This is a genomic window from Salinifilum ghardaiensis (genome assembly GCF_054491345.1).
On the sequence record NZ_CM137101.1, the window covers coordinates 3,974,010 to 3,993,108 of the forward strand.

The 19,099-nt window shown below is 72.1% G+C and carries 21 protein-coding genes; 1 reads left to right on the top strand and 20 read right to left on the bottom strand.

Annotated features, from left to right (window positions below; genetic code table 11):
• Nucleotides 1-46: 46 nt before the first annotated feature.
• From ACVGV0_RS18105 to rpsB, 5 genes are all read right to left on the bottom strand, one after another.
• The gene (locus tag ACVGV0_RS18105; RefSeq protein WP_459156882.1) at nucleotides 47-889 is read right to left on the bottom strand and encodes a phosphatidate cytidylyltransferase; all 843 of its coding nucleotides are present in this window, start codon (nucleotides 887-889) and stop codon (nucleotides 47-49) included.
• 36 nt (nucleotides 890-925) lie between these two features.
• Entirely contained in the window at nucleotides 926-1,483 is a 558-nt protein-coding gene (gene frr / locus ACVGV0_RS18110; protein WP_459156883.1) for a ribosome recycling factor, read from the bottom strand.
• A gap of 102 nt (nucleotides 1,484-1,585) precedes the next feature.
• Entirely contained in the window at nucleotides 1,586-2,335 is a 750-nt protein-coding gene (gene pyrH, locus ACVGV0_RS18115) for a UMP kinase (protein ID WP_459156884.1), read from the bottom strand.
• Between the two features lie 245 nt (nucleotides 2,336-2,580).
• A complete protein-coding gene (gene tsf, locus ACVGV0_RS18120) occupies nucleotides 2,581-3,396 on the bottom strand; it encodes a translation elongation factor Ts (RefSeq protein WP_459156885.1) in 816 nt (271 codons plus the stop codon).
• A 126-nt stretch (nucleotides 3,397-3,522) separates the two neighbouring features.
• Entirely contained in the window at nucleotides 3,523-4,365 is an 843-nt protein-coding gene (gene rpsB / locus ACVGV0_RS18125) for a 30S ribosomal protein S2 (RefSeq protein WP_459156886.1), read from the bottom strand.
• A 610-nt stretch (nucleotides 4,366-4,975) separates the two neighbouring features.
• On the opposite strand from rpsB, the gene ACVGV0_RS18130 reads away from it, so the two are divergent.
• Nucleotides 4,976-5,635 (top strand): M23 family metallopeptidase, encoded by a 660-nt coding sequence (locus tag ACVGV0_RS18130; protein WP_459156887.1) that lies wholly within the window; start codon nucleotides 4,976-4,978, stop codon nucleotides 5,633-5,635.
• Between the two features lie 48 nt (nucleotides 5,636-5,683).
• Here ACVGV0_RS18130 and whiG read toward each other — a convergent pair whose 3' ends face one another.
• The 15 genes from whiG to ACVGV0_RS18205 all read right to left on the bottom strand — a co-directional run bounded on the left by whiG (nucleotide 5,684) and on the right by ACVGV0_RS18205 (nucleotide 19,039).
• Nucleotides 5,684-6,886: an RNA polymerase sigma factor WhiG gene (gene whiG, locus ACVGV0_RS18135; RefSeq protein ID WP_459156888.1), complete on the bottom strand. Its 1,203-nt coding sequence runs from the start codon at nucleotides 6,884-6,886 to the stop codon at nucleotides 5,684-5,686.
• Complete coding sequence (locus tag ACVGV0_RS18140) at nucleotides 6,861-7,835, bottom strand: tyrosine recombinase XerC (protein WP_459156889.1); 975 nt, start codon at nucleotides 7,833-7,835, stop codon at nucleotides 6,861-6,863. The genes whiG and ACVGV0_RS18140 overlap by 26 nt, the downstream gene beginning before the upstream one ends.
• 137 nt (nucleotides 7,836-7,972) lie before the next feature.
• Complete coding sequence (dprA, locus tag ACVGV0_RS18145) at nucleotides 7,973-9,160, bottom strand: DNA-processing protein DprA (protein ID WP_459156890.1); 1,188 nt, start codon at nucleotides 9,158-9,160, stop codon at nucleotides 7,973-7,975.
• 106 nt (nucleotides 9,161-9,266) lie between these two features.
• Complete coding sequence (locus ACVGV0_RS18150) at nucleotides 9,267-10,796, bottom strand: YifB family Mg chelatase-like AAA ATPase (RefSeq protein WP_459156891.1); 1,530 nt, start codon at nucleotides 10,794-10,796, stop codon at nucleotides 9,267-9,269.
• Nucleotides 10,797-11,195 (bottom strand): YraN family protein, encoded by a 399-nt coding sequence (locus ACVGV0_RS18155; protein WP_459156892.1) that lies wholly within the window; start codon nucleotides 11,193-11,195, stop codon nucleotides 10,797-10,799.
• A 577-nt stretch (nucleotides 11,196-11,772) separates the two neighbouring features.
• Nucleotides 11,773-12,096 carry a DUF2469 domain-containing protein gene (locus ACVGV0_RS18160; protein WP_459156893.1) on the bottom strand — a complete coding sequence of 108 codons (324 nt, stop codon included), beginning with the start codon at nucleotides 12,094-12,096 and terminating at the stop codon, nucleotides 11,773-11,775.
• A 21-nt stretch (nucleotides 12,097-12,117) separates the two neighbouring features.
• Complete coding sequence (locus tag ACVGV0_RS18165; RefSeq protein WP_459160052.1) at nucleotides 12,118-12,843, bottom strand: ribonuclease HII; 726 nt, start codon at nucleotides 12,841-12,843, stop codon at nucleotides 12,118-12,120.
• Nucleotides 12,844-12,902: 59 nt separating this feature from the next.
• Complete coding sequence (gene lepB / locus ACVGV0_RS18170; protein WP_459156894.1) at nucleotides 12,903-13,841, bottom strand: signal peptidase I; 939 nt, start codon at nucleotides 13,839-13,841, stop codon at nucleotides 12,903-12,905.
• Nucleotides 13,842-14,217: 376 nt separating this feature from the next.
• Nucleotides 14,218-14,571 carry a 50S ribosomal protein L19 gene (gene rplS, locus ACVGV0_RS18175; protein ID WP_459156895.1) on the bottom strand — a complete coding sequence of 118 codons (354 nt, stop codon included), beginning with the start codon at nucleotides 14,569-14,571 and terminating at the stop codon, nucleotides 14,218-14,220.
• A 209-nt stretch (nucleotides 14,572-14,780) separates the two neighbouring features.
• The gene (gene trmD / locus ACVGV0_RS18180) at nucleotides 14,781-15,611 is read right to left on the bottom strand and encodes a tRNA (guanosine(37)-N1)-methyltransferase TrmD (protein ID WP_459156896.1); all 831 of its coding nucleotides are present in this window, start codon (nucleotides 15,609-15,611) and stop codon (nucleotides 14,781-14,783) included.
• A gap of 92 nt (nucleotides 15,612-15,703) precedes the next feature.
• Complete coding sequence (gene rimM, locus ACVGV0_RS18185) at nucleotides 15,704-16,261, bottom strand: ribosome maturation factor RimM (protein ID WP_459156897.1); 558 nt, start codon at nucleotides 16,259-16,261, stop codon at nucleotides 15,704-15,706.
• Nucleotides 16,258-16,503 (bottom strand): RNA-binding protein, encoded by a 246-nt coding sequence (locus ACVGV0_RS18190; RefSeq protein ID WP_459156898.1) that lies wholly within the window; start codon nucleotides 16,501-16,503, stop codon nucleotides 16,258-16,260. The genes rimM and ACVGV0_RS18190 overlap by 4 nt, the downstream gene beginning before the upstream one ends.
• Nucleotides 16,500-16,958: a 30S ribosomal protein S16 gene (gene rpsP, locus ACVGV0_RS18195; RefSeq protein WP_459156899.1), complete on the bottom strand. Its 459-nt coding sequence runs from the start codon at nucleotides 16,956-16,958 to the stop codon at nucleotides 16,500-16,502. Before rpsP ends, ACVGV0_RS18190 begins: the two co-directional genes overlap by 4 nt.
• Nucleotides 16,959-17,145: 187 nt before the next feature.
• Nucleotides 17,146-17,964, bottom strand: a complete 819-nt coding sequence (locus ACVGV0_RS18200; RefSeq protein ID WP_459156900.1) for a CPBP family intramembrane glutamic endopeptidase — start codon at nucleotides 17,962-17,964, stop codon at nucleotides 17,146-17,148.
• 88 nt (nucleotides 17,965-18,052) lie between these two features.
• Complete coding sequence (locus ACVGV0_RS18205; RefSeq protein WP_459156901.1) at nucleotides 18,053-19,039, bottom strand: CPBP family intramembrane glutamic endopeptidase; 987 nt, start codon at nucleotides 19,037-19,039, stop codon at nucleotides 18,053-18,055.
• Nucleotides 19,040-19,099 lie beyond the last annotated feature (60 nt).

Consider the following 19,099-nt stretch of genomic DNA (forward strand, 5'->3'; position numbering starts at 1 on the left):
CGCTCGCCCGGCCACCGCTGAGCCCGGCACCGACGAGCACCAGTCGTTACGCCACGAGCCAGTACAGCATCATCCAGGCCACGGCGGCCGAGGGCAGCAGCGAATCCATCCGGTCCATGAGCCCCCCGTGCCCCGGCAGGAGGGTGCCCATGTCCTTGATGCCGAGATCGCGCTTCATCAGCGATTCCATCAGGTCGCCGACCGTGGCGCTGAGCACCAGCGCGGCGCCGAAGAGCATGCCTTCCCACCACTGGCCCCCGAGCAGGAAGGTGACCGACAGCGCCCCGGCCAGCAGTCCGGTCGCCAGTGAGCCGGCGAAGCCCTCCCAGGACTTCTTCGGGCTCACCCGCGGGGCCATCGGGTGCTGGCCCAACCACGCGCCGGCCGCGTAGCCGCCGGTGTCCGAAGCCACCACGCCGATCATGAAGCACAGCGCCCGGAACGCGCCGTCCTCCGGCCGCACCAGCAGTGCGGCGAACGAGGCGAACAGCGGCAGGTAGGCGGCGGTCAGCACGGAGGCGGACGCATCGCGCAGGTAGTTCTCCGCCCCGGCCCGGAACCGCCACGCCAAGCACACCAGGACGGTGATCGCGAAGCACAGCAGCAGTCCGCGCAGGCCGAGGAACCAGGCGGACCAGAGCATCGCCTGGCCGCCGAGCAGGACGGGCAGCCGGCTCACCCGCACGTCGGCACCGCGGCGCAGCGCGCCCGCGAACTCCGCCGTGGAGATCGCGACGGCCACTGCCACGATCACCACGAACAGGACGGGCACGGTCAGCAGCGCGGCGACGATGCCCGCGCCCAGCAGGACGCCGACGGCGATCGCCGCGGGAAGATCACGACCGGCCCGTTCCGAATGCGAAGACGAGCCCAGCGGTGAACTGGACATTCCGGACTCACCCTCGCGTTGGCCGGTCGTCACCGCTCAGACCTCGAGAAGTTCGGATTCCTTGTGCTTGACCAGGTCGTCGATCTTGCCGACGTAGCGCTGGGTGAGGTTCTCCAGCTCCTTCTCCCCGCGGGCACCGTCGTCCTCGCTGACCTGGCTGTCCTTGACCGCCTTGTCGATCTCGTCCTTGACCTTGCGGCGGATGCTCCGCACGCTGATGCGCGCCTCCTCGCCCTTGTGCCGGGCGAGCTTGACCATCTCCTTGCGCCGCTCCTCGGTCATCTGCGGGATCGCGATGCGGATGAGCTTGCCGTCGTTGGACGGGTTCACGCCGAGGTCCGAGTCCCGGATCGCCGTCTCCATCGCCTTGAGCTGGCTCTGGTCGTACGGCTTGATCACCACCAGCTGCGCCTCCGGCACGCTGATGCTGGCCAACTGGTTCAGCGGCGTCGGGGAACCGTAGTAGTCGACCACGATCCCCGAGAACATCGCGGGATTGGCACGGCCGGTGCGGACGGTCGCCAAGTCGTCCTTGGCCACCGTCACCGCCTTTTGCATCTTCTCCTCGCCGCCGAGAAGAGCTTCGTCGATCACGGCTGCTCCTTCGAGTCTGGCCACCGGTGGACATGACAGCTGCCGCCCGCTGCACCGAGCGACCGCAGGTATCGGTTCTGCCCAATCAGGATCGCAGCTGACCTAGGCAGACGGTGCCGCCGGGGTCCGCACCAACGTCCCGATTTTCTCACCACCCACCGCCCGGGCGATATTGCCTTCCTGCAGGAGGTTGAACACCAGGATCGGCAGGTGGTTGTCCATGCAGAGGCTGAACGCCGTAGAGTCGGCCACCTTCAGGCCCTGCTCGATGACCTCCCGGTGGGTGATGGTCTCGAACAGCGCGGCATCCGGCGTGGTGCGCGGATCGGCCGAGTACACCCCGTCGACGCCCTTGGCCATGAGCACCACCTCGCAGCCGATCTCCAGCGCCCGCTGCGCAGCGGTGGTATCGGTGGAGAAGTACGGCATCCCCGTACCCGCACCGAAGATGACCACGCGCCCCTTCTCCATGTGCCGCATGGCCCGGCGCGGGATGTACGGCTCGGCCACCTGCCCCATCTCGATGGCCGTCATCACGCGCGTGTCGATCGCGTGCTCCCGTTCGAGGAAGTCCTGCAGCGACAGGCAGTTCATCACCGTGCCCAGCATGGCCATGTAGTCGCCGCGGGCGCGCTCCATGCCCCGCTGCTGCAGTTCCGCACCGCGGAAGAAGTTCCCCCCGCCGATGACGATGGCCACCTCGACCCCGTCCCCGACGACCTCGGCGATCTGGCGGGCGACCGCGCCGACGACGTCGGGGTCGATCCCCACGTCACCGCCGCCGAACATCTCGCCACCCAGCTTCAGCAGAACTCGGCCGTAGCCGCGGTGGGCCGGTTCCTCGTCGCTCACTTGGAATCCTCCTTGCGGTGATCAGCTGACGGCCGCCACTCGCCGACGAGCAGGCCGGCCTGGTCGATCGTGCCCGGTACCGCCGCCGACGGCACCCGGGCGACCCGCGAAAGCGCCCCGCCTTGGCACAAGGCGGGGCGCCGATCGCACCACGTCAACACGGGTTTCCCGCCACCCGATCCGCAGCGGGAAGCCGCGAGTCCGCAGGACCGGGCCGAGCCGACCACCGCCGGCTCGAGCGCCGCTCAGTCCTGGCCGACCTCGAAGCGGACGAAGCGGGTGGCGGTGACGCCGGCCTCGTCCAGCAGGTCCTTGACGGACTTCTTGTTGTCCTGCACCGCCGGCTGGTCCAGCAGCACCTGGTCCTTGTAGAAGCCGTTCAGCCGGCCCTCGACGATCTTCGGCAGGGCCTGCTCCGGCTTGCCCTCGGACTTGGCGGTCTCCTCGGCGATCCGCCGCTCGTTCTCCACCGTGTCCGCGGGCACCTCGTCGCGGTTGAGGAACTTCGGCTTGAGCGCCGCAACCTGCATGGCCGCACCGCGCGCGGCCTCCTCGTCCGAACCGGTGTACTGCACCAGCACACCCACGGCCGGGGGCAGGCCGGAAGCGCGGCGGTGCAGGTAGGTGGCCACCTGGCCGTCCAGGTTCTCCACGCGCCGCAGCTCGAGCTTCTCACCGATCTTCGCGGCCAGGTCCTGCACGGCCTGGTCCACGGTCTTGCCGTCCACCTGCAGCGCCTTCGCCGACTCGAGGTCGGTGGCACCGGCCTCCTTGACGGCGGTGACGATGCGGTCGGCGAGGGCGACGAACTCGTCGTTCTTCGCGACGAAGTCGGTCTCGCAGTTCAGCTCGATGATCACACCGCCGTCGGCCGCCACGAGCCCCTCGGCCGTGGAGCGCTCGGCACGCTTGCCCACGTCCTTGGCACCCTTGATGCGCAGGTGCTCAACGGCCTTGTCGAAGTCGCCGTCATTCTCCTCCAGCGCCTTCTTGCAGTCCATCATGCCGGAGCCGGTCATGTCCCGAAGGCGCTTGACGTCGGCTGCGCTGTAGTTCGCCATCGTGCGTGTGTCCGTCCTCTTCCGGAATGTGTACGCGTAGGAAAAGGTCACGGGCGCTGTCGTGCACGCCCGGACATGTGCGTCGTCGCGCCCGCGCTGCGCGGGCGCGACGACGCTCGACGTGTGTCAGGACTGCGCAGCCTGCTGCTCGCCGGCCTGCTCGGCCGACGCCTCGGCGGAGGCGCCCTCCGCCTGGCCGCTCTCCAGCAGTTCCTTCTCCCACTCGGCCAGCGGCTCGCCGCTCTCGGCGGAGCTCTCCGCGGCCGCACCGTTCTCCCGGCTGCTCCGCGCCATGAGGCCGTCGGCCACGCCGTCGGCCACCACGCGGGTCAGCATCGCGGCGGAGCGGATCGCGTCGTCGTTGCCCGGGATCGGGTAGTCGACCTCGTCCGGGTCGCAGTTGGTGTCGAGGATGGCCACCGTCGGGATGCCCAGCTTGCGGGCCTCGCTGACGGCGATGTGCTCCTTCTTGGTGTCGACGATCCACACCGCGCTCGGGACCTTGGCCATGTCCCGGATACCGCCGAGCGTGCGCTCGAGCTTCTCCTTCTCGCGGGTCAGCATCAGGATTTCCTTCTTGGTGCGACCCTCGAAACCGCCGGTCTGCTCCATGGTCTCCAGCTCCTTGAGCCGCTGGAGCCGGCGGTGCACGGTCTGGAAGTTCGTCAGCATGCCGCCCAGCCAACGCTGGTTCACGAACGGCATCCCGACCCGCTGGGCCTGCTCGGCGATCGCTTCCTGCGCCTGCTTCTTCGTACCGATGAACAGGATCGACCCGCCGTGCGCGACCGTCTGCTTGACGAAGTCGTACGCGGTGTCGATGTACGACAGCGTCTGCCGCAGGTCGATGATGTAGATCCCGTTGCGCTCGGTGAAGATGTAGCGCTTCATCTTCGGGTTCCAGCGCCGGGTCTGGTGTCCGAAATGCACGCCGCTGTCGAGCAGCTGCTTCATGGTGACGACGGCCATAGCCTGATTCGCACCTCGTCGGTCTGGCGCGCCGGAGCGCGCGGATTTCCGGTTGCCGCGGTGAAGCCTGGTCACCGCCCTGGTGCTCCTCGGCGCCCCACCCGTGCGAGGCACGGGACCAGCGGGGATCCGACAGCCCTCTGCGCTCCCGCGGCACCAGGACTCGCTCCGCGGGCGGGCCGGGGAGATCCGGCCCTCGGGCGGAACGCGGCACTCGGCACCGCGGTCGGCTCAGGACCGCGCGGAGCACGCGAAGTCGGTTCGCCTCGCATCGCGGCGGCGGCACCGGGCCCGGACGCGGGGATCACGACCACTGGCCGCACCACCGCTGGCAGCGCAGCCCCTGATGGCTCAGCCGCTGGCAGTTCAGCCGCTGGGACCCCCTGGGAACCCCTCGCCGGTGCCCCGGCACCGCCGGGACTCGCCGTGGGGACTCCGCTGTTCGGGACTCGGTACCGCGGACACCGGACACAGGCGACCGCGCCCCGAGTGTACTGGACAAGTGGCGGAGACCCGATCGCGGACCCGAGTTGTCCACAACGGCGCCGGCTGTCCACAACCCGCGCGCCGGTCAGTACCGCCGCCGCGTTCCCGCGCGCACGCTGAGGGGATGCCACACACCAGGTCGCACGCACCGCAGCGGATCCGCGGCGCGCTCGGCGCGCTGGTCCTGCTGCTCAGCACCCTGCTGCCGCTGACGACGGCCCCACCGGCCGGCTTCCAGCCGGCCGGTGCCGGAACCGCCGCGGCGAGCGCAGCGCCCCCGGCAGCGTCCCCGGCGGCGCCCCACCGAACCTCGACCGAGCGGCGCGGCGCCCCCTTCGACTGGCCGCTGCGGCCGCCCCGGCCGGTGCGCCCGTTCGACCCGCCGGCCACCGAGTACGGTCCCGGACACCGGGGCCTCGACCTCGCCGGAACGGCGAGCCAGCCCGTCCTGGCCGCAGCCGACGGGCGCGTCTCCTTCGCCGGCCCCGTCGCCGAGCACGGGGTCGTCTCCCTCGAGCACCCCGGCGGGCTGCGCACCACGTACCAACCCGTCGTGCCGGAGGTCGCCGCGGGCGATGCCGTCGCTCGCGGCGACCGGATCGGCAGGCTGGCGCCGGGACACCCCGGCTGCCCGCCCACCGCGGCAGCAGGCGACCCCCGCCCGGAGGGCGAGCGGGCGTGCCTGCACTGGGGTGCGCGCCGCGGGGAGACCTACATCGATCCGGTGCGGCTGGTGCACCGCGTCGAGATCAGGCTGCTGCCCTGGGACGCGGGCCGGGACTGAACGAGCGGCACGTGCCCGCCCCGGACGGCGCCGCCCGGGGCGGGCACATCAGTTCTGCTCGGCCAGTTTGCCGCGCAGGCGCAGCACCGCGCGGGTGTGCAGCTGGCACACCCGCGACTCGGTCACGCCGAGGACCTTGCCGATCTCCGCCAGCGTGAGGTTCTCGAAGTAGTACAGCGTCACCACGACCCGGTCGCGTTCGCTCAGCCGCTTGACGGCCTCGGCCAGCTGCCGCCTGCTGTCCCGGTTGACCAGGGCGTTGACCGGGTCCTCCGCGCGGTCGTCGCGCAGCGTCTCCGCCAGGGAGACCTGGCTGGCCCCCCCGCCGCCGATGAGGTCGTCCAGGGCCACGACGCTGGTCATCTGCAACTGCGCGAACAGCTCGCGCAGCTCGGCGACGTCGAGCCCGACTTCCTCGGCCAGCTCCGCGTCCGTGGCCGTGCGCTGCAGACGCGCTTCCAGGCGTTCCAACGCGCGCTCCACGTCGCGGGAACGGCTGCGCACCGAGCGCGGCACCCAGTCCAGCGCGCGCAGGTCGTCCAGGATCGCCCCGCGGATGCGCTGCATGGCGTAGGTCTCGAACTTCAGCCCGCGCTCCGGCTCGAACTTCTCGATCGCGTCGACCAGCCCGAAGATGCCCGACTGCACCAGGTCGGATACTTCCACGTGCGCCGGCAGGCCGGTGCCGACACGCCCGGCCACGTACTTCACCAGCGGTGCGTAGTGCAGCACGAGTCGATCCCGCAGCCGCTGGTCGCGCTGCTCGCCGAAGGCGCGCCACAGGGCCACGATCCCGGCTTCCACGTCGTCGTGCGGATCCACGTGCTCCGCACCGTCCTGGTCCAGGGTCTCCACCCCGAAGGCGCCGGTGTCCACCCCGCCAGTGTCGGTGCCACCGACCGGTCCCGTCGAGCACTCGCGGTCGAGCCCTCCGGCCCCGGCGCCCCCGGAGGCGGTGTCGAACCACGCGGCAGCCGAGCTCTCAGCGCCCTCCCCGGTGCGCACGGCAGCGGAGCGGGCGCCGGCCCCCGCGCGTCCCGCGGTCGTTGCGCGCCTGCCCGATCTGCTGCCGCCGGAGCCGGCATCCATCGCGTCCGCCTGCACCCCGTCGCCGCCGCGCGGGGAGACGACGCGCTGCCGGTTCGAGTGGCCGTCCGCGCCGCGGGAGGCCGCACGCGCCGAGCCCGGCCGCGCGGGCCCCGGATCGGCGCCGCCCCCGGCACTGTCAGGAACGGGGGTGGGTTCGCTCATGAATCGCCTTCAGCCGTTCGACGGTCACATGCGTGTAAAGCTGGGTCGTAGCGAGCGTAGCGTGACCAAGCAACTCCTGAACGCTACGGAGGTCCGCTCCGCCCTCCAGCACGTGGGTCGCCGTCGAGTGCCGCACACCGTGCGGACCCAGCTCAGGAGCCCCGGGGACCGCGTCGAACGCGGCGCGGACGACACGCCGCGCCACGCGGGCATCGATCCGGCCACCGCGCACGCCGAGGAACAGCGCAGCCCCGGACTCCGCCCGCGCGAGGGCCGGGCGCCCCGCGGTGAGCCAGCGGTCCACCGCGTGCGCAGCGGGCCGACCGAACGGGACGTACCGCTCACGGCCGCCCTTGCCCCGCACGCGCGCCACACTGCGCTCGCTGTCGACGTCGTCCACGTCGAGACCGCACAGCTCCGAGACCCGCACGCCGGTGGCGTACAACAGCTCCAGCAGGGCGTGATCGCGCACCGCGGCCGGTTCCCCCTGCTCGGCCCCCAGCGCAGCCGTGCGCATGACCTCGCCGGCCTGGTCCGCGCGGGAGACGGCCGGCAGCGTGCGCCGCTCGCGCGGTGCCGACAGCCGCGGACCCGGATCCGCGGACAGCATCCCGGTCCGGTGGGCCCACGCGGTGAAGCTCCGCGCGGAGGCCGCCCGCCGCGTCACGCTCGAGCGCGCGGCGGTTTCCTCGTGCTGCAGGGCCAACCACCCGCGCAGCACGTCGAGGTCCAGTTCTCCCAGCTGCGCCGCGGAACCGCGCCGTTCGCACAGGTAGGACAGCAGCGACACGACATCGCCGAGGTAGGCCCGCACGGTGTGCCCGGACAGGCCGCGTTCCGCGGCCAGATGCCGTTCGAACCGATCCACGGCCCCGCCCAGAGCCTCCGGCAGCTCCGCACGGGCGGCACGGAGGTTCGGGCGCGCGGCTCGGGCAGGCTTGCGGACCATGGTTTCGACGCTCGCGACCGATCGGGAGCGCGTCAAGCACCACGGCTCGGCGCGTCCGTATCACCGCGCCGCGTCCGCATCATCCTGCCTCGTCCGCATCCCACGTGCCGTGTCCGTGCTTTTCCAGCCCACCCGTGTCACCGCGCCGCGTCCGTGTCACCGTGCTCGGCTGCGGAATCCGCCAGAGACCACCCCCGATCGGAGCGGTGGGTGAACCCGGCGAGTTCCAGCTCCGGCAGCAGCGCCCGCACGGTGCGCAACGGCACGGCCGAGCGCCGCGCGACCTCGTCCGCACCGGCCGTCCCGGACTCGAGCGCGTCGAGCACGTCCCGCGCCTGCGCCGGCAGCAGGTTCCGGTTCGGCCCCGCCCGCTGCTCCGCTGGCTCCTCCGCTGGTCCCGCGGCCGGCTCGGCCACCGACCCCAGCGGCTCCAGCATCTCCAACAGGTCTCCCGCCCCGGTGGCCAGTGCTGCCCTGCCGCTGCGCAGCAGGTCGTGGCAGCCGACCGAGTTCTTCGCGGTCACCGGGCCCGGCACGGCCATGACGGGATGGCCCAGCGCGTCCGCGTGGTTCGCCGTGTTCACCGCACCGCTGCGGGCCCCGGCCTCGACAACGACCGCGGCCTGCCCGGCCGCCGCGATGAGCCGGTTGCGCACGAGGAACCGGTGCCTGCGCGGTTCCGTGCCCGGTGGGTACTCGCTGAGCACGACGCCCTGCCCGGCGATCACCCGCAGCAAGCGGCCGTGCCCGGCCGGGTAGTCCCGGTCGATGCCGCAGGCCAGGAACGCCACGGTACGCCGGTCGGCGCTCAGCGCTCCCCGGTGCGCCGCGCCGTCGATGCCGTAGGCGGCACCGGAGACCACGGTCCACCCGGCACGCGCCGCGCCGTGCGCGATCTCGGCGGCGACGTGCTCGCCGTAACCGGACGCCGCGCGTGCACCGACCACCGCCACCGCGCGCTCCAGCAGCGCACCCACCGTGCCCTGCCCGCGGGCCCACAGCGCGAGCGGTTCGGTCTCACTGGCCACGCCCACCGCACGGGCACGGGCCAGCACGGCGAACGGTCCCTCCGGCCACTCGGGGTCTTCCGGCACGACCAGCCGGGCTCCCGCCTGCTCGGTCGCCGCGAGGACCTCGTCGGCCGACACGTGCCGAGCGGTGAGGTCCGCACCGACCTCCTCCGGCTCGCGCCCCCGCTCGATCAGTTCCACCGCCCGCACCGGACCGCACTCGGCCACGAACGCGGCCAACGCGGCCGCAGGCGGTTCGGCCGCAGCGGCCAGGTACGCCCGGGCCCGGCGCATCCGCTCGTCCCGCGTGCTCATCGTCCTCCTCCTCTCCCGCCGGGGCAGTGCCACGCATCATGTACCCAGCGCAGACATGCATCCCTGCCGAGCGGCGTCCGCTGCCCGGCTCCGCATCGCCCGGCCATCACGGCCCCTTCCGCTCCCTGAAATCGAGGGCGGCGGAGACGTGGTCGGCCTCGGGGCGCTCGCAGCCCTCGAGATCCGCCAGCGTCCAGGCCACCCGCAGGCACCTGTCCGCACCCCGCGCGGTCAGCGCGCCCGTCTCCAACCCGCGGTCCAGCGGAGCGGTCACCTCCGCTGGCAGTGCGAACTCCCGCCGCAGCGCCGGACCCGGCACCTCCGTGTTGGAGCGCCACCCGTGCGCGGCCCAGCGCTCCCGCGCAGCACCGCGCGCCCGCGCCACGCGCTCCCGCACGACCTCGGTGGACTCGGGATCGGCGTCGGCCGTGCGCGCCATCGCGGTGACGGGGCGCATCGACACCCGCAGGTCCACCCGGTCCAGCAGCGGTCCGGACAGCTTGCCGAGGTAGCGGCGCCGCGCCTGCGGCGGGCACTGGCAGTCCACGTCGCGGACGGGTGCGCACGGGCACGGGTTCGTGGCGAGCACGAGCTGGAACCGGGCCGGGTAGCGGACGGTCCCGTCACCGCGCGCGAGCCGAACCTCCCCTTCCTCCATCGCTGTGCGCAGGGCTTCCAGCCGTTTCGTCCCGAGCTCGCAGGCTTCGTCGAGCATCAGCACCCCGCGGTGGGCGCGGCTGACCGCTCCCGGACGGGCCCACCCGGTACCGCCGCCGATCAGCGCCGGCACGGTCAGCGAGGAGTGCGGCGCGGTGAACGGCGGCGTGCGGCTGACGGCTCGCTCGGCCCCGTCGAAACCATCCATCAGATCACCCGCCGCGGAGCGCACCGCGGTCACTTCGAGGGCTTCCTGCCAGGTCAGCTCGGGCAGCAGCCCGCACAGGCGGCGCGCCAGCATGGTCTTTCCGGTACCTGGCGGGCCGACCATGAGCAGGTGGTGGCCGCCGGCCGCGGCGACCTCGAGCGCCCACCGGGCCTCCGGCTGCCCCACGACGTCGGAGAGCTCCGGAACGGGCTGTTCCGCGCCGGATTCGGGGTCCGCGGGCTCGCACCGCAGCTCATCGAGCTCGCGCAACCACGCCAGGACTTCGTCGAGGCTCTCCGCACCGAGAACTTCCAGGTCGTCGACGAGGCGGGCTTCGGCCAGACCGGAGACGGGCACGACGGCGCGCCGCATCCCCTCCCGCCGCGCCGCCAGCAGAGCTGGCAGCAGCCCGGGTACGGACCGCAGCCGCCCGTCCAGGGCGAGCTCGCCGAACAGCAGGGTTCCCGGCAGCCGGTGCGCGGGCACACGCTCGGCGGCGGCCAGGACCGCGCAGGCCAGCGCCAAGTCGTACGAGGTCCCGGTCTTCGGCAATGCCGCCGGGGACAGCGCGAGCGTCACACAACTGTCCGGCCACTTCTCCCCGCAGTTGTGCACCGCGGCCCGAACCCGATTCTTCGATTCCTGCAGCGCGGAATCCGGAAGGCCCAGCAATTGCACCGAGGGAAGCCCACCCGATCGGACGTCGGCCTCGATTTCCACGAGCACGCCGTCGATTCCGAACAGGGCCACGGACCAGGTCTTCCGCAGCATTCAGAACACCCCCTGGAAATGCTTCACGTGCGGGGCCCGCCCCGGGGGCCACAGCACGGCGAGCACGTCGAACCGCACGCGGCATCCGGTGAGCCCGCGCTCGTGCAGCCAGTGCCGGGCCAACTCGCGCACGCGGCGGATCTTGTCCGCGCGGACGCTCTCCTCAGGTGTTCCGTAGTCGGTGCAGGAGCGCGTGCGCACCTCGCAGAAGACCACGGCATCACCGGTGCTGGCGATGATGTCCAGTTCGCCGTGGCGGCAGTGCCAGTTCCTCTCGAGGACCGTCAGGCCGTGCCGCTCCAGCGCCTGGGCGGCGACGCGTTCTCCTTCCGCGCCGAGTTCGTGGCGCCGACCGCGCGTGTCGTCATCGGACAGGTTTCCTGTGATAGCGCTGACCACGGTGCTTTCCTCCCGGATCGGTGATCGTCGTGATCCCACTGTGCCGGGAGGAAAAGTGCCGCACCACGACGTCCGAGAAATCTGTGGACAACTCGCCCCCTTGGGGACAACTCAACCTTTTCTCGGGTTTCCTCACTCGTTCGGCAACCACGATCCGAGGACATCCGCCGACACGCCGAAGAATGTCGGGAGCTCGTTCTCCCACGACCACGCGAGGGGAGTGCACGCGAGCGGGGGGAGCTTTCCCGCGGGACCGCACTCACGTGCGGAGAGCGCCCGGGCCGATCGGATCCGCCCGGGCGCGATCAGGCCGGGCGCGATCAGGCCGGGCGAACCGATCCGCCCGCACCGATCAGGCGCCCGCACCCGCATGGCCGCAGCGGAGGTTCCCCGCTGCGGCGGCCGATGCGCGACCGCGCCGCGGCAGTGCCTGACGAGGCCTCACCGCGGCGCGGTCGTGCGAGCACCGAACCCGTCCGAGCGCTCGACCGCCCGGGGCCACCGGACCCGGAGGTCGGCGCTGCCCCGAGGGGCGGCGCTGGTTCCGAGGGGCGGCGCTGGTTCCGAGGGGCGGGCGTCACCCGCCGAACGGACCGCCCTCGGGCAGCCGCAGGTCGGGCTTGTCCAGCTCCTCGACGTTGACGTCCTTGAACGTGATCACGCGGACGTTCTTGACGAAACGAGCGGGCCGGTACATGTCCCACACCCACGCGTCCGACATGGCGACCTCGAAGTACACCTCCGAATCGGAGTTGCGCACCTGCACATCCACCGCGTTCGCGAGGTAGAAGCGCCGCTCGGTCTCGACGACGTAGGTGAACTGCCCGACGATGTCGCGGTACTCCTTGTAGAGCTGCAGCTCCATCTCGGTTTCGTACTTCTCGAGATCCTCGGCGCTCATCGCTCTGCGAGCCCTTCTCCGTTACCGATCGGACGACTTGCCATTATTCCCCACGCTACCCGTGGCAGCATCGAGCAAACCGGGTTTTCCCAGCAACTGGCGCGGGCAGCGGACACCGTTCTCCCGCGCCGCGCTCACCACGTTCGCGTACGACCACCGGTGCTGGAGGCACGGACCGAGCTCGTTGAGCCGTGCGGTGTGCGTCGCTGTGGAGTAGCCCTTGTGCTCGGTGAAGCCGTACCCGGGATGTTCCCGGTCCAGCTCCGCCATGATCCGGTCGCGCTCCACCTTCGCCAGCACCGAGGCCGCGGCCACGCACGCGGCCACGAGGTCCCCCTTGACCACGGCCACGCTCGGCGAGGGAAGCCCCTGCACGCGAAAACCGTCCGTGAGCACGTAGCCGGGGTCGACGGAGAGCCGTGCCACCGCGCGGCGCATCCCCTCGAGGTTGCACGTGTGGATGCCGTGCGCGTCGACCTCCTCGGCCGGCACGACCACGGTCGACCAGCTCTGCGCCCGCTTGGTGATGCGGTCGTGCAGCCGCTCCCGCTCCGCGGGGCTGAGCGCCTTCGAATCGGTCAGGCCGTCGAACTGCCGCGCGTCACCGGACCGCAGCGCGCACGCGGCCACGACGAGCGGCCCCGCGCACGCCCCTCGACCGGCCTCGTCGACGCCCGCGACGGGGCCGAGGCCGGTGCGGTCCAGCGCGCTCTGCAGCGCCCACGTCCCGCTGTCCCGGCGGATCACCGCGCGCGGTGGCCACGCTCCCGGCTTGCGTCCTGCCGTCGAAGCCAGCCTCGCCAACGTCAGTGCCGCTCCCGCTCCCGCTTCACTCCGCGCGTCACCACACCACCGAGCCTACGACCCGCCCACACGGTGGGGAACGCCGCAGCGGCCCCCACGGCCAGCGGAGCGCCCCCCTGCCACGCCGGGGCGTCCATGGCCTGAGCCCGCTCCTGCGGGTTCGGCTCGGGGATGCCCTGCCAGCGCGTCGGTGGCAGCACGATGACCTGCGCCTTGCCGATGACGTTGTCCACCGGCACGGCGCCGTTCGCACCGCCGCCGCCCTGCAGCCGGGAGTCGGCCGAGTTGTTGCGGTTGTCCCCCATCATCCAGAGGTGTCCGGGTGGAACCGTCACCGGGCCGAACGACCGCTGGTGCGGTTCGCCCTCCCAGTGGATGTAGGGCTCCTCCAGGGGCTCGCCGTCGACCATCACCCGGTTCTGCGGGTCGCAGCACTCGACGGTCTGCCCGCCGGTGGCGATGACGCGCTTGACGAAGTCCTTCTCGCTGGGTGAGCCGAAGCCGATCAGCGATCCGATGTAGCGGACGGCGCTGACCACCGGGTTCGTCGGTTCAGAACTGCTGAGCTCGCCTTGCACCCAGGGTTGCGGGCCGCGGAAGACGACCACGTCACCCGGCTGCGGGTCGCTGAACCGGTAGGTGACCTTGTCCACGAGCACCCGGTCGTTGTTGCACCCGGGGCAGCCGTGCAGCGTCTCCTCCATGGACTGCGACGGGATCAGGTAGACCCGCGCCAGGAACACCTGGATGAGCACCGTCAGCACCAGGGCAGTACCGATGAGGATCGGCAGCTCGCGCCAGAACGAGCCCTTCTTCGCGTTCTTCCTCTTCTTCCGATCCGAGCGCTCGCGCGCGGGGTCGTCCTGCTGCGACCCCCGCTCGTCGGACTCGGAGGGTTCCTCGGGGCCGGTCGGCCCACCGGAGCGCATCACATCGGCCACCGGCCCAGGCTACTGGACCGGACGGGGCCGCGGACGAACTCCCCCGCGCCGGCGCCCTGCGCCGCCGAGCACGCACAACCCGGCTGACGTGCGCATTCGCCCATTCCGGAACATCGTTTCGGACGAAAAGCGCAAGCCGCTCGCATTGTGATCACTCGAAAGTGGTCGCCAGCCGATTCGCACCGGGGAGACGGGGCTCACAGCGCGGAGCGCGGGACGAGCCCGCCCCAGCTCAGCCCCGCTGGCCGCGGACAACCACCCGGACCACTGCGCCGCCCGCCGGGAGGCGTCCCTCCGGGCACGAAGCCGCCCGACACACCACGACCCGGGTGCGCGCACACCCGGGTCGTTCGGCCGCAGCGGAGCCGGTCGGCGGTCAGGACTTCGCGAACTGCTTCTCCTTGATCTTCGCCGCCTTGCCGCGCCGGTCGCGCAGGTAGTACAGCTTCGCGCGCCGCACATCGCCGCGGGTCACGACCTCGATCTTGGCGATGTTCGGGGTGTGCACCGGGAACGTCCGCTCCACGCCGATACCGAAGGACACCTTGCGCACGGTGAAGGTCTCCCGAATGCCGTCGCCTTGACGACGGATCACAGCGCCCTGGAAAACCTGAGTCCGTTCGCGCGAACCCTCGATGACGCGGACGTGGACCTTCAGCGTATCGCCGGGCCGGAAATCCGGGATATCGGAACGCAGCGACTTGGCGTCCAATGCGTCCAAGGTATTCATCGGTCGTCCGTCCTCATCCGTGTCGATGGCACCCGTGTTCTCGCATGTGACCCAACCGCACGGTGGGCAACCGTCTGACACGGGGTGAACTTGTGCTCAGCACGCCGGGAACAGTTCCCGGCGGCAGCAACCCTTCCAGTGTGCCACGCGCGGATTACCGCCCTACCCCGGGGTGGACTTCCGGCGCGGCGCAGCCGGGGGACCGTCCGCTACTGCCCCTGCTCCGGGGACTGCGGGTGGCCGCCCCACCGCTGCCCGGCGGGCGGCTCGGTCGATCCGGACCGCTCGGGTTCGGCCAGTCTAGCGAGCTGCTCCCGGTCGGCCGCATCGAGGTCCTGCGCGGACAACCGCTCCAGCAGGTCCGGCCGCCGGTGGTAGGTCCGCTCCAAGGCCCTGTCCCGGCGCCAGCGCGCGATCGCGGCGTGGTTGCCCGAACGCAGCACGTCGGGGACGGCCCGCCCCCGCCACACCTCGGGGCGCGTGTAACTGGGCCCCTCCAGCAACCCGTCGGAGAACGAGTCCTCCGCCGCCGAACGGGGGTTGCCCAGCACCCCCGGCAGCAGCCGGGCCACGGCCTCGACCATCACCAGCGCGCCGACCTCGCCACCGACGAGCACGTAGTCGCCGAGGGAGACCTCCTCGACCGGCATGCGGGCGGCAGCGTCCTCCACGACGCGCTCGTCGATCCCCTCGTAGCGCCCGCAGGCGAAGACCAGCCACGGCTCCTGCGCCCAGCGCGCCGCCGTCTCCTGCGTGAACGGCCGCCCCGCAGGAGTGGGCACGACCAGGCGCGGCACCGCGCCCCGCTCGTCCGGGGCGCAGACCTCGTCGAGCGCCTCGCCCCAGACCTGGGGCTTCATCACCATCCCCGGCCCACCGCCGTACGGGCTGTCGTCGACGGAGCGGTGCACGTCGTGAGTCCAGCCGCGCAGGTCGTGCACGTCCACCCGCATGCGTCCCGCGTCGATGGCCTTGCCGAGCAGCGCTTCGCGCAGGGGCGTCAGGTAGTCCGGGAAGATCGTGAGGATGTCGATGCGCATGGTCGGGTCCCGCCTGCCGGGGCGGCGCCGCAGCGCCGCGCTGGTCGTGCCGAAAGCCGCTCGGGCCGCGGACCGGTGCCGTGCCGGGCTGATCACTCAGCGCCGAACAGGCCCTCCGGAGGTGCCACCACGACGTACCCCCGCTCCAGGTCGAGCTCGGGCACGATCTCCGCGACGAAGGGCACGAGCACCTCCGCCTCGTCCGGCGTGCGCACCGCGAGGAGCTCGCCGGCGGGGGTGTGCACGACCTCGCGGACCTCACCGAGCCGCCGGCCGGCCTGGTCGTCCACCCGCAGGCCTTCCAGCTGGTGGTCGTGGAACTCCTCCGGGTCCTCGGCGGCCTCGTCCGGGTCGACGTGCGCGACCAGCAGCACGCCCCGCCACTGCTCGGCCTCGTCGCGGGAGGCGACCTCCCGCAGAGACAGGAGCATCCGCCCGCCGTGGGGGCGGACGGATGCCACCGTCACGTTGTGCGCCGTCCTGCCACCGCGGCGCCGCGCCTCGAGCGCGCAGCCCGCGGCGAAGCGCAGCTCGGGGCTGTCCGTCAGCGGATCGACCACGAGCTCGCCGCGGATGCCGTGCGGTTTGACGATCCGACCGACGGCGAGCTCGAGGGAATCACGCCCGGTCGTGTCGCCGGTGGAGCTCACCGGTCGGTGTCCACCACGTCGACCCGGACACCGCGACCGCCGATGCCGGAGATCACGGTACGCAGGGAGGTCGCGGTGCGACCGCTCCGCCCGATGACCTTGCCCAGGTCATCGGGGTGCACGTGCACCTCGAGCGTCCGGCCGCGCCGGTTGGTCGAGGCCTGGACGCGGACATCGTCGGGGTTGTCGACGATGCCCCGCACCAGGTGCTCCAGCGCGTCCGCGAGGACCGTGGTGGTCACTGCTGACCTTCCTCGGTGTCCTCCGCGGACTCGGAGGACTCGGCCGACTCGGCCTTGTCCTCCTTCTTGCCGCCCTTCTTCTTCGGCGTGACGGCCTCGACGCCCGGCTCCTCGTAGGCGGCGGCCAGGGCGGCCTCGAAGCGCTCCTGCTTGGAGGTCTTGGCCTCCTTGGCCTGGAGCTTGCCCTCCTCGCCCGGCAGGCCCTTGAACTTCTGCCAGTCACCGGTCACCTGCATGATGCCGCGGACCGGCTCGGTCGGCTGCGCGCCGACGCCCAGCCAGTACTGCGCCCGCTCGGAGTCGAGCTCGATGTGGCTCGGGCTCTCCTTCGGGTGGTACTGGCCGATCGTCTCGATCGGGCGGCCGTCCCGCCGAGTGCGGGCGTCGGCGACCACGATGCGGTAGTGCGGTTCGCGGATCTTGCCGATCCGCGCAAGCTTGATCTTCACAGCCACGGCTGGTGGTGCTCCTCAGCTCTACGTTCGTGCGTCGGCGAGCATGCCACTCCGCGTGGGGAGAACGGATGGAACGCTCGTAGGTCTACCAACCGCGGGCGGTGAGAGGGAACCGCTCGCGGTGAACAACTGCCCATTGTGCCAGACGGACCCGGCTGCCCTCGTCGGGATCCCCCTGTCACGGCCCTCACGCGGGCAGCAGCCCCAGCGACACCAGCAGCAGCCCCAGCGCGGGCAGGAAGTTGTTCACCTGGTGCGCGACGACGCTGGCGGTCAGCCGGCCGGTGACCATGCGGGCGATGCCCACGGGCACCGCGATCACCACGAGCAGCCAGGTGCGCTCCGGTTCGAGGTGCCCGATCGCGAAGATCGCCGTGGTCAGCACCAGCACGTTCGGGCGGCTCCACCGCAGCCGTTCCATGGCGCCCCAGAGCAGTCCGCGGTAGATCAGCTCCTCGCACAGCGGGGCCACCAACCAGATGTACAGGAAGATGACCACGGCCAGCGCGGGCGGCAGCTGCAGCTCGTCGAGCACCCCGGTGACCGCGGAGGTCCCCTCGGAAGGACCGAACCGCGTCCACAGGCCGGTGGCGATCGTCGTCGTCACCAGGCCCGCGCCGCCGATCGACAGCCCCGTCACGATGTCGGACCGGCGCCACCGCAGTCCGAAGTCGACGCGCGGTCCGTTGCCGCGCACGACGGTGATGAGCACCGCCACCCCGCCGGCCACGAGCGTGGGCAGCACCAGCATGAGCACGAGCTCCAGCTCGTCCGGGCTGGCCAGCATCGCGGCCAGCACCACCGACACGAGCACGAACACCGCCTGCGCGAGGAAGAACGCGCCCAGCCCCCAGCGGTGCTCGCGCTCGGCGCGCTCGCTCCCCGCCGGCGGTGCGGAACCGCCCGGCCGTCCCGCTCCGCCCGAGCGTCCCGCCCCGCCCGGCTGCGCGGGCCTGTCCGGACGCACGTCGCCGCTGGCTGCGGGTTCCTCCGGGGACGCGCTCACGCGGTGTCGCTCCTCCCTCCGGCGCGGCGGCAGGCCTGCCAGCCTAGCGATCAGCACCGCACCGGAGCGAGAACCCGATCGGTGCCGTTCACGACCCCGCGGTGGCGAAGAGGAGCAGCGCCGGGAGGAAGTTGTTCGTCGCGTGCGCGACGACGCTCGCTCCCACGCGGCCGGTGATCATGCGTGCCGCCCCGATGGCCAGCCCGCCGAAGAACAGCACCGGCGTGCGCCACATCTCCTGGTGGATCAGCGCGAACACGAGCGCGGTGAGCACGAGGATCGCCCAGCGGGGGATCCGGTGGTGCTCCAGCGCCCCCCACAGGGCGCCGCGCATGAGCAGCTCCTCGGTCAGCGGGGCGCCGATGAACGCGAACAGCGCGAAGACGAACAGCCAGACCGTGCGGTCCCCGCCCATCAGCCGGCTGATCTCGGTGTCGGGCGGCGGCCCGCTCAGGCTGATCAGCACGATCGTCAGCAGCCAGGAGCCGAGCAGGGCGATACCGCCGCAGGCCAGGCCGATCTTCAGGTCCCGCCACTTCGGCACGATCCCGAAGTCGGAGCGCAGCCCGTGGCCGCGGCGCCAGGAGAACAGCGCGGGCAGCAGCCCGAGCAGCACGTTCGGGGCGAAGGCCAGCAGCAGGACCGGTCCGGCGTTCGGCGGCTGCGCGGGGTCGAAACCGCTCTGCTGGGTCCGCTGGACGAGCGAAATGATCATCCCGGCCAGGTAGTAGCCGCCGTAGCCGAGGAAGAAGGCGGCGAACCCCCAGGCCAGCGAACCCCGCCGCGCGGTTTCGAGCTGCGCTTGCCAGAACCAGCGGTGCAGGTCGCGGTCGCGCACGTCATCGGCCTCGCCCATCGCCGGCATGTTCCAGATGCCCGACCCCCCGCTGCTTCCGGCGTCCCCGCCCCCGGCGGAGCCGGCATCCCCCGCGGCCCCGGTACCTCCGGGGACACCGGTGTTCCCGGCCTGCGGGCCGGGCGGAGGCGCACCGGCGGGCCCGCCCGCGTCCGGAGTCGCCCCCTGCGGGTCCCGCGCGTCGTCGGATTCCTCGGAGGGCTGTCCCTCTCGCACCACTCGCACTACTCCTCGCTCGACCCACCGCGGACGCGCGCCCGGCACGGCGGCGTCCGCCGG